This is a genomic window from Sphingorhabdus lacus (genome assembly GCF_009768975.1).
Lineage (GTDB): Bacteria > Pseudomonadota > Alphaproteobacteria > Sphingomonadales > Sphingomonadaceae > Sphingorhabdus_B > Sphingorhabdus_B lacus.
This window is the reverse complement of sequence record NZ_CP035733.1, coordinates 2,680,482-2,692,584: the sequence shown is the minus strand read 5'-3', so window position 1 is coordinate 2,692,584 and position 12,103 is coordinate 2,680,482. Positions and strand designations below refer to the sequence as shown.

The following is a 12,103-nucleotide window of genomic DNA, read 5'->3' as shown; positions in this document are numbered from 1 at the left end:
CAACAGCACATCATCTTTCATCATCCTTATATAATAATATATTTGATTGGATTCCTTGCCCCAATGACAGCGCCTAGCCCAAAAAAACTGCTCAACGTCCTTAGGGGCGATCAGGAAGCAATTCCTCCAATGTGGCTCATGCGCCAAGCTGGGCGTTATTTGCCTGAATATCGTGAATTACGGGCGCAAAAAGGCGGTTTTCTTGAACTTGCTTATGACAGTGAAGCGGCTACCGAAATCACAATTCAGCCAATCCGCCGTTTCGGCTTTGACGCAGCGATACTCTTTTCGGACATTCTGGTCATCCCGCACGCCATGGGGCAGGATTTATGGTTCGAAACTGGCGAAGGTCCGCGCTTAGCTCCGCGGTTGGCGCAATCAGCGCTAGAGGATTTCATACCTGCACCCGAACGTTTGCGGCCAGTGCTTGACACTGTACGCAAGGTTTCAGCTGTCCTACCCCCGGAGACGACATTTCTGGGCTTTGCAGGTAGTCCCTGGACGGTGGCGACCTACATGGTGCATGGGCAGGGAAGCAAAGATCAATCCGAAGCGCGGCGCATGGCACATGCAGAACCCGAACGCTTTGGTGCACTTATCGAGGCGATTATTTCTGCTACCGTTGACTATCTGGCTGGACAGATTGAAGCAGGCGTCGATGCGGTGCAATTATTTGATAGTTGGGCTGGATCTCTGTCACCTGTACAATTTGAAAAATGGGTCATTGCACCTAATGCCGAAATCGTTCGTCGATTAAAGGCCCGCCACCCTGACGCGCCTATCATCGGATTTCCGAAAGGTGCTGGTGGAAAGCTTGCGGCGTATGCTGATGGTACCGGTGTTGATGCGCTTGGTCTGGATGAAACCGTAGATCCGCACTGGGCCAACCGTGAATTACCAAAAGACCTACCCGTACAGGGCAATCTTGACCCGTTGGCGCTAATTGCAGGAGGCTCCGATTTGATTAGTGCGGTTGAAAATATCCTGTCTGCTTTTGCCGATCGCCCCCATGTCTTTAATCTGGGCCACGGAATTTTACCCGACACGCCTATTGAACATGTGGAAAAGCTGCTTACTCTCGTCCGCAAGGGATAAACGGGGACAGCCGCCATCATGACGGATATCATCGCAATGCTCTATTTCTGGCTAAAGTCCGCGCACATCATCTTCGTCATATTCTGGATGGCCGGGTTATTCATGATTCCGCGTTTTTTCGTTTACCATCAGGAAAGCCTCGAAGGTTCTGACGAAGCCGCTAAATGGGTGGAGCGCGAGGCAAAGCTGATCAAGATCATTCTAAATCCCTCGATCATTGTTGTCTGGGTCGTTGGCCTGCTTCTCGCTTGGCAAATCGGGTCGTTGGCTGATGGCTGGTTCCACGCAAAACTGCTTTTCGTCCTTGTCTTGTCGGCTTATCATGGTTGGGCTGTGGGATACGCGAGGAAATTGGCACGAGGCGAACGAAAGCTAACCGGAAAACAATTGCGATTGTTCAACGAAGTACCCGGAATTGGGGCAGCAGTTATCGTTATATTGGTAGTGGCAAAACCATTTTGATTAATCGGCGTAGGTTGAGATAACGCAAGTTGGTTGACCTTTTTTGCTATCCGCATTATCCATCCGATCAAGCCCGTCCTGGGCGTGAGGCACGAACTCTTTTAACAACGTGCCATTCAAACTTCCTTTTTTACCGGTTGTCTTTTTTGAAACCGGTTTCTTAACAGGGCCGCAGGTCCATTTGCCAAACGGGCAAGCATGCCCATCAATGGAATTTTCTATGCATTTGAAAGAGCTGAAAAGCAAAAATCCCGCCGATCTTGTGTCTATGGCCGAAGAATTGGGGGTCGAGGGCGCGTCGACCTTGCGCAAGCAAGACTTGATGTTTGCCATCTTGAAAGAATTGGCTGAAGATGGTGAACAGATCATGGGACTTGGCACTATTGAAGTGCTGCCCGACAGTTTTGGATTTCTTCGTTCACCCGAAGCCAACTATCTCGCCGGCCCTGACGATATTTATGTGTCTCCCAATATGGTACGTCAGTTCGGTTTGCGAACCGGTGACACGGTGGAAGGCGAAATTCGCGCGCCGAAAGACGGCGAGCGTTATTTTGCGCTGACCAAGGTGATGAAGATCAACTTTGACGATCCCGATGCAGTACGGCACCGCGTCAATTTCGATAACCTTACGCCGCTTTATCCTGACGAAAAACTGACGCTCGATTCCCTTGATCCCACGGTTAAGGACAAGTCGGCACGCGTTATCGACATCGTCAGCCCGCAGGGTAAAGGCCAGAGAGCGCTGATTGTTGCACCGCCGCGCACCGGTAAAACTGTGTTGTTACAAAATATCGCTCGAGCCATCACCGATAACCATCCAGAAGTATTCTTGATCGTTTTGCTGATTGATGAACGACCAGAAGAAGTGACGGACATGCAACGTTCGGTTAAGGGCGAAGTTGTTTCCTCCACTTTTGACGAGCCGGCAACACGGCACGTTCAAGTTGCCGAAATGGTCATTGAGAAGGCTAAACGTCTCGTCGAGCATAAACATGATGTTGTCATCCTGCTCGACTCCATCACTCGTCTTGGCCGAGCCTATAATACAGTTGTGCCGAGCTCCGGAAAGGTGCTGACGGGAGGTGTTGATGCGAACGCACTGCAGCGGCCCAAGCGCTTTTTCGGTGCCGCACGGAACATCGAAGAAGGCGGTTCGTTGTCGATCATCGCCACTGCGCTGATCGACACTGGTAGCCGCATGGACGAGGTTATTTTTGAAGAGTTCAAGGGTACGGGTAACTCGGAAATCGTGCTCGACCGTAAGGTTTCGGATAAGCGGATATTCCCGTCTCTCGACGTCGGAAAGTCCGGCACTCGTAAGGAAGAATTGCTGGTCGAAGAAGGCAAGCTCAAGAAAATGTGGGTGCTTCGCCGCATTCTCATGCAGATGGGTACCGTCGATGCGATGGAGTTCCTGCTTGATAAGATGAAGGATTCGAAGACTAACGAAGATTTCTTCGATTCGATGAACCAGTAAAACAGAAGGCCGGATAGAATGTTTGAATTTCTGATTGCCACCGCTGGCGCCGCGACGACTTTGGGTGGTCCAGCTGACATTTGGGCTGCGATAGTCAAAGACTTTTCGAACATCGGCGAACCCGCTGCTTTTGCCGCCTTTATACAGGTACTTTTAATCGACCTAGTTCTTGCCGGCGATAATGCGATCGTTGTCGGTGCGCTCGCGGCAGGACTACCTGCAGACCAACGGAAAAAGGTCATCCTGATTGGTGTATTGGCCGCACTCGTTTTGCGGATCATTTTTGCACTGATGGTCACATGGCTTCTTGGGATTGTCGGACTGGTTCTTGCTGGCGGTTTACTGCTGCTGTGGGTTGCATGGCGCATGTACCGCGATATTGCAGGTCATGCAGGTGAATCGACGGGGTCACCAGAAATCTCAGGTGACGAACACTCCGGCCTTAAATCTACCAAAACCTTTGCCGGTGCAGCGTGGGGCGTTGCAGTTGCCGACGTCTCAATGAGCCTCGATAATGTGCTCGCAGTTGCTGGTGCGGCCCGTGAACATCCCGGAATTCTGATCGTAGGACTTGTTTTTGCAGTTGCCTTGATGGGTGTCGCAGCCAACATTATTGCTCAATATATCGAGCGGTATCGCTGGATTGCCTGGGTCGGCTTGGTCGTGATCGTTTATGTCGCGGGCAAAATGATCTGGGAAGGTTGGCATGAGGTGCAACCCCATGTCCTAGCAATTACAGGAATGTAAGAATTGAGGGCCCCTTGTTGGAGCCCTTTTTCTTTTTAAATTAGATGTATGGTAAAGAAAGCTGCCGTTCACGAATCCGCTAAAGTCGTGCCAGCATCATCTCAACGTTCGCCCATCTCGGCAGCAAAGCCATAGTCGAGACCGGCATAATCGTATGACGTCACTTTTGGATGACTATCCAGTCCGGCATGGATCTTCGCGTACCCCGCAATACCTGCGCGAATGGCTTGGATAACTGCCTCAGTATCCCTGACCCCATAATTGGGGTCATATTGGCTGTAACAACCGGATGCCTATTGCGACTCAGCCTCCACATCGGGGTTTAGCTGTGCGCTTGGAGCAAAGCGCCAGCATAGGTCGGCGCGATGGCTAGATAGCCGTCGATAGCAAGTTTATCGTATTTTTGCCGAATCCCTTGATTTACGCCGACGATCTCTGGGATTACGACTATTGCGGCTGCCGGTGTAGCTATATAGGCATCAAACAAGGCATCCTCGTCCAATGCGTTGATCTTCACTATATCACCCATAAACTGTCCTTTGCTCGGCAATTGCTTGATTCGGCTTTGGCTCTATAGTGACGTCTGTTCGAGGGAAAAGGAAGGAGGGCAAGGGCCCATGAAGATGAATATAGAGATAGATTGCTCGCCCGAAGAAGCGCGCGCTCTGCTGGGTTTACCCGATGTGACTGAAGCCAATGAAGCCTATGTGCAGAACATCACGAAGTTGATGAATGGCGCAGGCGGGATTGAGCAATTGCAGGAATTGGGCAAGCAAATCGCACCGATGGGGCAGATGGGCCTTCAACTGTTTCAGCAGCTGATTGAGACAGGAGCAAAAGCTGCCTTTTCCGGTGTTACGCCGAAAGACAAGAAATAACCCCAAAATATGCCCGCCGCTGACACGATTTTTGCGCTGTCGAGTGGCGCACCGCCGGCGGCTATTGCGGTGATGCGGATTAGTGGTCCCGATTCTGTTAACTCGGCTGAAGCTTTGGCGGGGTCTGCCCTGGCGGCGCGGCGGGCTTCTTTGCGGACTTTGCGGGATGCTTCGGGCGAGGTGTTGGATCGGGCGCTGGTGTTGGTTTTCCCCGGGCCTGATAGCGCGACGGGGGAGGATCTGGTTGAATTGCACCTGCATGGCGGACGGGCGGTGGTGCGCGCCGTGTCTGCTGCGCTTGCAGCGCTGCCAGGACTGAGGCCCGCAGAGGCCGGGGAGTTTACCCGGCGGGCTTTCTTGAATGGCCGGATGGACCTGAATGAAGCCGAGGGGCTGGCCGATCTGCTATCTGCCGAAACCGAATGGCAACGCCGGGCCGCGGGCGCGATGATGGGCGGGGCCTTTTCCCGCCGGATTGAGCAATGGCGGCAGGAGGTGCTCGTCCTGTCCGCGCTGACCGAAGCGGAACTTGATTTCTCCGATGAAGGAGATGTCGAGACGCAAAATAATGACAAAATATCAGAAGGTTGCAAGAGACTTCATGACGCCATCCGGACTCTGGTAGAGGCCCCGGGGGTCGAGAAATTGCGCGACGGTTTGCGTGTTGTGCTCGGCGGCCCACCCAATAGCGGCAAGTCGACACTGCTCAACGCCCTCGTGGCCCGTGACGCGGCCATTGTGTCCGACATTGCCGGCACCACGCGCGATGTGATTGAGGTACCGGTATCGATCGGCGGCATAGCCTTCCTGTTTTTGGACACAGCGGGCCTGCGCGATGCGACCGACGACCGGATCGAGGCGATCGGGATTGAACGCACCCGGGCCGCGATGGATAGCGCCGACATCCTGTTATGGCTGGGGGAGGAGGGCACAGGACCAGCCCACCCGCATTTGGTGGAGATCGCAGCCAAAGCCGACGATCCCACGCATGCCCGCAAAGGACCTGATGCGGTTACCGTATCCGCAAAGACCGAAGAGGGAATGGCCCAGCTGGTTACCACCCTGACCGACATCGCCAAGGGGCTTTTGCCCCCGCCGGATCAGTTCGCGATCAATGCCCGTCAGCGCGATCTGCTGGCCCAATGCGCGTCCGCACTGACCCAGGCTGCGGAGGCCGACGACTGGCTGATCACCGCCGAACATCTCCGTCAGGCACGACTCGCTTTGGATGCGCTGACAGGGCGGGCGCACACTGAAGATCTGCTGGATACGCTTTTTGGCCGATTCTGCGTCGGAAAATAATCTGTTTCACGTGAAACACCCCCAACCACTTTGACCCCGCCGCCGCGCTGCGCTATGCGCGCGCCATGCGCAGTGATGTGGACATATTGGTTATTGGCGGAGGCCATGCAGGCACCGAAGCCGCGGCGGTTGCGGCGCGGATGGGTGCGCGTGTTGCTCTGGTCAATTTCGACAAGACAACCATTGGCGCCATGTCGTGCAACCCTGCCATCGGTGGTCTGGGCAAGGGGCATCTGGTGCGCGAAGTGGACGCCTTTGACGGCTTGATCGCCCGCGCTGCCGACGATGCGGCGATTCATTACCGGATGCTCAACGCCTCCAAGGGGGCGGCAGTGCAGGGGCCGCGTATTCAGGCCGATCGCGCTTTGTTCAAAGCGTCCATCCAGCGTCAGTTGGCCTCTTTACCGAATTTAACGATCGTCGAAGGTGAGGCCGCCGGGCTTCGTTTCGCACCGGACAACGCCCAGCGCGTTGTCGGTGTGGACCTGGCAGATGGCAGCAGCATAGGCTGTTCCGCCGTCATATTGGCGACCGGAACCTTTCTGGGTGGAAAATTATTCCGTGGGGAAGAGCGTCTGGAAGGTGGCCGGATAGGCGAATCCTCGGCGCTCAAACTGGCAGACCAGATTCGCGGCGCTGGGTTACCCATGGCCCGCCTGAAAACCGGCACGCCGCCACGTCTGGATGGCCGGACCATAAATTGGGCACAATTGGATGTGCAGCCGTCCGATGATGGGTCGTGGACCATGTCACCGCTCACAACGCGCCGCCATATCCCGCAGCTTTTTTGCGCCGTCAGCCGTACCAATAGTGAAACCCATGATATCATTCGCAGCGGCTTGGATCGTTCGCCGCTTTTCGGTGGCGACATTGCGGGGCAGGGACCGCGTTACTGCCCCTCCATCGAAGACAAGATCTTCCGCTTTGGGGATCGCGACGGACATCAGGTATTTCTGGAGCCTGAAGGCCTGGACAGTTTCCTGATCTATCCCAACGGCATTTCCACGTCCTTGCCGACCGATATCCAGATGGCGATGGTCCGGTCCATGGCCGGTCTGGAGCAGTGCGAAATTGTCGTTCCAGGCTATGCGGTAGAATATGACCATATCGACCCCCGTGCGCTGGATAGCAGCCTTGCGGTCCGGGGCTTTGAAGGCCTCTACTGTGCCGGACAAATCAACGGCACAACGGGTTATGAAGAGGCCGCTGCCCAAGGTCTGATCGCTGGTATGGGTGCTGCGTCCCGTCTCTTGGGCCGTGAAATGCCTGCACTGGACAGATCGAACAGCTATCTGGCTGTCATGGTGGACGACCTGATCCTGCAGGGCGTTACAGAGCCATACCGGATGCTGACCGCACGCGCCGAATATCGTTTGCGGCTTCGCGCCGACAATGCAACCACACGGTTGACGCCTTTGGCCTTGCAATCGGGATGTGTAGGCGAAGAACGTGCGCTGTGGTTTAACCAGCGCTTGTGGGAGAAACAGGCCCTGGAAGCTGATTTCGCACAGCAATTTTCGGCCGACCAATTGCTCCGTCATGGTCTGGATGTGAAGCGCGATGCAGGCCGGATGTCGCTCTATGAATGGCTCCGTTTTCCTTCAGTGACCGTCCGACACCTTCTGTCTGTTTCACGTGAAACAGCTTGGGAAGGGGATGCGACCTTGCTGGATGAAATCGAGCAAGACGGGCGTTATGCTCCCTATATCGACCGGCAAGAAAATGAAATTCGCGATATTGCCGCAAATGAAAAGGTCCTTCTTCCTGAGTGGATTGACTATCGCGCCATTGCGGGTCTCTCGAACGAAATGGTCGAACGACTGGATGCAGCTCGACCGGAAAATCTGGCGGCGGCGGCACGGGTCCGCGGGGTCACTCCGGCGGCGCTGGTTGCGATCATGGTCCATGCAAAGCGGGCACAGCAGATCAGCGACGTCGCCGCATGACCGAAGCCGAAGCCCGTCACTGGCTGGAAGAGCATTTCACTGTTTCACGTGAAACATGGGAGAAGCTAGAAGCCTTTATCGCCTTTTTGAAGCGCGAGGCGGAGAGTCAGAACCTGATCTCCGCATCAACTCTGGATCATATCTGGGATCGCCATATTGTCGACAGTGCGCAGCTTTTGCGCTTCTGTCCCGACGGCTCCCAGGCATGGATAGACCTTGGTTCCGGGGCAGGTTTTCCGGGGTTGGTCGTTGCGCTGCTTAGCTCGCATCGGGTGACTTTGGTGGAATCGCGTGGAAGGCGGATCGAATATCTCCAGCGCGCCATTGCCTTGCTTGATCTGGAATCGCAGGTTACCGTTGCGGGCATGCCGTTGGAGCGTGTTGAAACTGCCCCATATTCGGTCATCAGTGCGCGGGCCTTTGCTCCATTGGACAAGTTGTTCGATCTTGCCGCACGATTTTCCACAAATAAGACGTTATGGCTGTTACCAAAGGGCCGGAATGCGGCTAAGGAATGGGACGGGGTTAAATCGGTCTGGGAAGGGGAATTCCGGATCGAGTCGAGTGTGACCGATGCCGAAGCCGGCATATTGGTCGGGCATTTGACAGGAAAAGACGAAAAACACACCGCTGCGGCGGCAAAGAGGCATCAGAGACGATGATTCGAATTGCTATAGCGAACCAGAAAGGCGGCGTGGGCAAGACCACGACCGCGATCAATCTTGCCACGGCTCTGGCGGCAAGTGGCTGGCGCTGTGTGCTGGTCGATCTCGACCCGCAGGGAAATGCCTCAACGGGTCTCGGGCTGAAGCAGGCCGAGCGTGTGCATAGCAGCTATGATCTTCTTCTGGGGGACGCGTCGTTGAAAGACGCCGCCATTCCAACGATGATTCCCAATCTGGATATTGTCCCCGCGACCGTTGATTTGTCGGGCGCGGAAATCGAATTGGTGGAATATGAAGACCGGACCGGACGGCTGAAGGCGGCCTTCGACAAGTCGGATACGCATTGGGACATCTGCCTGATCGATTGTCCACCGTCGCTGGGCCTGCTCACGATCAATTCTCTCGTCGCGGTGGATTCGATATTGGTACCCCTGCAGTGCGAATTCTTCGCATTGGAAGGATTAAGCCAATTATTACAAACAGTTGAGCGAATACAGAAGCGCTTCAACCCCAATTTGGCAATTATGGGCGTGGCGCTGACCATGTATGACCGCCGGAACAGGCTCACCGACCAGGTGGCCGATGATGTCCGCAGTTGTCTGGGCGCTCTGGTGTTCGAAACTGTGATTCCGCGCAATGTCCGCTTGTCCGAGGCGCCCAGCCATGGCTTGCCCGCCTTGGTCTATGACCATCGCTGCTCGGGATCCGAAGCCTATATGAATTTGGCGCGCGAACTGATCGGGCGCATGCCGACACGGGAATTGGCTGCATGACTCCGGACGAATCGGTCGAAAAGACACCGCTGCGTAAGAAAATGGGTTTGGGTCGGGGCCTCGACGCGCTGTTGGGTGAAGCCATTCGCGGGGAATCCTCCAGCGCGCCGGCACCTGCGGCCGAGAATCTGGCTACACAGGGTGTGGCATTGATTGCTGTTGCAAGCATTCGGCCCAATCCCGAACAGCCCCGTCGTCATTTTGCCGAAGAAAAGCTCGAAGAGCTTGCGGCAAGCATCCGCCGCCACGGTATTATCCAGCCGATCGTGGTGCGGCCCTTGGACGATGGATACCAGATTGTTGCAGGGGAACGCCGTTGGCGCGCGGCACAGCGGGCCCAGATTCACGAAGTACCCGCAATTGTGCGCAATTTCGACGATGCCGAAACATTGGAAATTGCGCTTCTCGAGAATATCCAGCGGCAGGACCTCAATCCGATCGAAGAAGCCGAAGCGTACCGCAAACTGACCGAATTGTTCGGGCATAGCGCCGCTGCTCTGGCTGATCTGGTGCACAAATCGCGCAGCCATGTCGCCAACATGATGCGGTTACTCGATCTGCCCGCACCGATTCGCGACCTGGTGATCGAGGAAAAGCTGTCCATGGGGCATGCCCGGGCCTTGCTGGGCAGCGATGATGCCGTGCGGCTGGCGATGGTGGTGATCAAGCAGGGCCTTTCGGTCCGCGCCACTGAAGCGCTCGTCAAAAAGGGCCGCGCTCCGCAAGGGCAGGGTGGTTCGTCTCGCGTGTCTGCCGGATCGGACAATGCCGATATCCATGCGGTTGAGACGCATCTGGGTGATTTGCTCGGCCTGAAGGTCAAGATCAACCAGCGCAACGCCACCGGGGCGGGGTCGGTGACATTCGAATATGGCAGTCTCGACCAGCTCGATATGTTGTGCCAGCGGCTAACCGGCGAAAAATTCTGAGAATTTCCGGTCGGGGCGCTAAGGCTCCGATCGACTCTTCCTGCAAAATTTACATCTTTCGTGCTCGCCGCTTTGCGGGGCTATTGCTGTTTTCAGCTTTCGAAAATGGCTCTCTTCTGCGGGTTTCGCCGACTATGGGTGCCTGATACGCATCTGAAATGGTAAGCTTCTATTAACCATGACATGCAGCAAAGCCTTATGATTCGATGTGCATAAGCGACACTTGAATGCAGTGGGGCATTCTAATCTGCTTATGTCACAAAAGGACCAGTATATGTTGAACAAGTCGAAAATCGCCCTTGCTGGCGCAATCGCAGCTGCCGCTTTGGTTTCGACCGGCGCCAATGCCGCAACCCAGACCGCTACGGCTGAAGTTGATATCCTCGCTGCTGTGCAGCTCGCCCAGAATGACGGCCTTGACCTTGGCGTCGTTGCTTCGAGCGCTGCCGCTGGCACCGTTACCTTGCCAACCACATCGAACACCCGCACCTGCTCGGCAGGCGTGACCTGCGTCGGCACCGCCCTGCGCGGCCGCTTCACCGTTTCGGGCGCGACTTCGGGCTATGTCGTAGGCGTTACCGTTCCTGCTTCGACCACGCTGTCTTCGGGTGCCAACTCGATGACGCTGACGCTGAACCCTTCGATCACATCGTTCACCTCGACCGGTGCGGCTGAAGTTTTCTACGTTGGTGGCACGCTGGCCGTTGGTGCAAACCAGGCTGCAGGCACCTACACCGGCACGTACAACGTATCGGCTGACTATCAGTAATAGCCCCGCGTCTTCGGACGCAGGTTAGGGAGAGCAACCCCCGGTGGCCCAGCGTCACCGGGGGTTTTCTTTGTCTGAAATCCATTCGTTAGCCGGATGGTAACCATATTCTGGCATGCCCGCATCATGGACCCGTGCGGACAGGCGACCAGGCCGAACGCCGCACAACATGTGGATGGGGAATATTTATGCGCACACGGCTCTTTTTGGCATGCCGTCATTTTGCCGCCCGTATCATATTGGGCGGTGCCCTTTTGGGTGCCGTTACAACAGGTGTTTCGGCACCTGCCCATGCGGCCGGAGATCTTCTGATCGCACCGACGCGGGTCATATTGGATGGCCGGCGCGGGACCGAGGTCATCCTCAACAATATCGGTGATGAAGAGGCGACCTATCGCATCACGCTCGAACTGCGGCGGATGAATGATCAGGGACGGCTTGACGATGTCGATGCGACGGTCGCGAACGATAAGGAAAAATCTGCGCTCGATGTCATCCGCTATGCGCCGCGCCGCGTGACCCTGCCGCCCAACCAGCCGCAGTCGATCCGCATCGGCCTGCAGGCGATCGATGCGTTGCCCGACGGTGAATATCGGGCCCATATGCTCTTTCGCGCCATTCCCAAGACGCCTGCTGCTGACGGTTCGGCGGATGCGGGCAACAGTCTGCGCATCCAGCTGATCCCTATTTACGGAATCAGCATCCCCGTCATCGTCCGCAAGGGCAATTTGCAGGGAACCGCCGCATTGACCAATGTGCGCATGGGCAAAGACAATGAAGGCCCGACCCTCGAATTCAATATGGCGCGTCAGGGGGATAAATCCATATTTGGCGAGATCCATGTGACCAAGCCCGGCCAGTCAGAACCGCTGTCGGTCGCCAAGGGCATCGCCATCTATCCTGAAGTTGCCAGCCGCTCGGTCTCTCTCCCCCTTCCCCCGGAAGTCGCGGCGAAGATGAAGGGTGATATCGTGCTTTCCTATTATGAAGCCCCCGAAGCCGGCGGCGGATTGATTGCACAGGTGCGCACCGTCCTTCCCTAAGGGGCTGAAGGCGCCAC

The 12,103-nt window shown here is 55.8% G+C and carries 13 protein-coding genes; 12 read left to right on the top strand and 1 reads right to left on the bottom strand.

The genetic code is table 11. The features are described 5' to 3' along the window. The first annotated feature begins 63 nt into the window (after positions 1-63). The 4 genes from hemE (at position 64) to EUU25_RS12695 (ending at position 3,781) form a co-directional block, all read left to right on the top strand. Complete coding sequence (gene hemE, locus EUU25_RS12710; protein ID WP_158901522.1) at positions 64-1,095, top strand: uroporphyrinogen decarboxylase; 1,032 nt, start codon at positions 64-66, stop codon at positions 1,093-1,095. An 18-nt stretch (positions 1,096-1,113) separates the two neighbouring features. After that, positions 1,114-1,557: a CopD family protein gene (locus EUU25_RS12705; protein WP_246162716.1), complete on the top strand. Its 444-nt coding sequence runs from the start codon at positions 1,114-1,116 to the stop codon at positions 1,555-1,557. 220 nt (positions 1,558-1,777) lie between these two features. Continuing rightward, positions 1,778-3,034: a transcription termination factor Rho gene (rho, locus tag EUU25_RS12700; protein WP_158901520.1), complete on the top strand. Its 1,257-nt coding sequence runs from the start codon at positions 1,778-1,780 to the stop codon at positions 3,032-3,034. Between the two features lie 18 nt (positions 3,035-3,052). After that, a complete protein-coding gene (locus tag EUU25_RS12695; RefSeq protein ID WP_158901518.1) occupies positions 3,053-3,781 on the top strand; it encodes a YjbE family putative metal transport protein in 729 nt (242 codons plus the stop codon). Positions 3,782-4,103: 322 nt separating this feature from the next. On the opposite strand, the gene EUU25_RS16670 is transcribed toward EUU25_RS12695, so the two are convergent. Next, positions 4,104-4,310 (bottom strand): dienelactone hydrolase family protein, encoded by a 207-nt coding sequence (locus EUU25_RS16670; RefSeq protein ID WP_343032365.1) that lies wholly within the window; start codon positions 4,308-4,310, stop codon positions 4,104-4,106. A gap of 88 nt (positions 4,311-4,398) precedes the next feature. Here EUU25_RS16670 and EUU25_RS12685 point away from each other — a divergent pair, with 88 nt between their 5' ends. The 8 genes from EUU25_RS12685 to EUU25_RS12650 all read left to right on the top strand — a co-directional run bounded on the left by EUU25_RS12685 (position 4,399) and on the right by EUU25_RS12650 (position 12,086). After that, entirely contained in the window at positions 4,399-4,659 is a 261-nt protein-coding gene (locus EUU25_RS12685) for a DUF6489 family protein (protein ID WP_187351273.1), read from the top strand. Between the two features lie 9 nt (positions 4,660-4,668). Next, on the top strand, positions 4,669-5,961 hold the full coding sequence (mnmE, locus tag EUU25_RS12680; protein ID WP_158901516.1) for a tRNA uridine-5-carboxymethylaminomethyl(34) synthesis GTPase MnmE: 1,293 nt from the start codon (positions 4,669-4,671) through the stop codon (positions 5,959-5,961). A 65-nt stretch (positions 5,962-6,026) separates the two neighbouring features. After that, complete coding sequence (gene mnmG, locus EUU25_RS12675) at positions 6,027-7,907, top strand: tRNA uridine-5-carboxymethylaminomethyl(34) synthesis enzyme MnmG (RefSeq protein ID WP_158901514.1); 1,881 nt, start codon at positions 6,027-6,029, stop codon at positions 7,905-7,907. Beyond that, positions 7,904-8,569: a 16S rRNA (guanine(527)-N(7))-methyltransferase RsmG gene (rsmG, locus tag EUU25_RS12670; RefSeq protein ID WP_158901512.1), complete on the top strand. Its 666-nt coding sequence runs from the start codon at positions 7,904-7,906 to the stop codon at positions 8,567-8,569. Before mnmG ends, rsmG begins: the two co-directional genes overlap by 4 nt. Further along, positions 8,566-9,345: a ParA family protein gene (locus EUU25_RS12665; protein ID WP_158901510.1), complete on the top strand. Its 780-nt coding sequence runs from the start codon at positions 8,566-8,568 to the stop codon at positions 9,343-9,345. Before rsmG ends, EUU25_RS12665 begins: the two co-directional genes overlap by 4 nt. After that, a complete protein-coding gene (locus EUU25_RS12660) occupies positions 9,342-10,274 on the top strand; it encodes a ParB/RepB/Spo0J family partition protein (protein WP_158901508.1) in 933 nt (310 codons plus the stop codon). The genes EUU25_RS12665 and EUU25_RS12660 overlap by 4 nt, the downstream gene beginning before the upstream one ends. A 274-nt stretch (positions 10,275-10,548) precedes the next feature. Beyond that, positions 10,549-11,043 carry a DUF4402 domain-containing protein gene (locus EUU25_RS12655; protein ID WP_158901506.1) on the top strand — a complete coding sequence of 165 codons (495 nt, stop codon included), beginning with the start codon at positions 10,549-10,551 and terminating at the stop codon, positions 11,041-11,043. Between the two features lie 188 nt (positions 11,044-11,231). Next, positions 11,232-12,086, top strand: a complete 855-nt coding sequence (locus EUU25_RS12650) for a fimbrial biogenesis chaperone (RefSeq protein WP_246162714.1) — start codon at positions 11,232-11,234, stop codon at positions 12,084-12,086. Positions 12,087-12,103 lie beyond the last annotated feature (17 nt).

Coding starts and splice junctions, on each gene's coding strand:
- EUU25_RS16670 (WP_343032365.1), bottom strand. CDS start 4,310: ATGGGTGATATAGTGAAGATCAACGCATTGGACGAGGATGCCTTGTTT.
- EUU25_RS12705 (WP_246162716.1), top strand. CDS start 1,114: ATGACGGATATCATCGCAATGCTCTATTTCTGGCTAAAGTCCGCGCAC.
- mnmG (WP_158901514.1), top strand. CDS start 6,027: ATGCGCAGTGATGTGGACATATTGGTTATTGGCGGAGGCCATGCAGGC.
- rsmG (WP_158901512.1), top strand. CDS start 7,904: ATGACCGAAGCCGAAGCCCGTCACTGGCTGGAAGAGCATTTCACTGTT.
- EUU25_RS12695 (WP_158901518.1), top strand. CDS start 3,053: ATGTTTGAATTTCTGATTGCCACCGCTGGCGCCGCGACGACTTTGGGT.
- EUU25_RS12685 (WP_187351273.1), top strand. CDS start 4,399: ATGAAGATGAATATAGAGATAGATTGCTCGCCCGAAGAAGCGCGCGCT.
- EUU25_RS12655 (WP_158901506.1), top strand. CDS start 10,549: ATGTTGAACAAGTCGAAAATCGCCCTTGCTGGCGCAATCGCAGCTGCC.
- mnmE (WP_158901516.1), top strand. CDS start 4,669: ATGCCCGCCGCTGACACGATTTTTGCGCTGTCGAGTGGCGCACCGCCG.
- EUU25_RS12665 (WP_158901510.1), top strand. CDS start 8,566: ATGATTCGAATTGCTATAGCGAACCAGAAAGGCGGCGTGGGCAAGACC.
- rho (WP_158901520.1), top strand. CDS start 1,778: ATGCATTTGAAAGAGCTGAAAAGCAAAAATCCCGCCGATCTTGTGTCT.
- hemE (WP_158901522.1), top strand. CDS start 64: ATGACAGCGCCTAGCCCAAAAAAACTGCTCAACGTCCTTAGGGGCGAT.
- EUU25_RS12650 (WP_246162714.1), top strand. CDS start 11,232: ATGCGCACACGGCTCTTTTTGGCATGCCGTCATTTTGCCGCCCGTATC.
- EUU25_RS12660 (WP_158901508.1), top strand. CDS start 9,342: ATGACTCCGGACGAATCGGTCGAAAAGACACCGCTGCGTAAGAAAATG.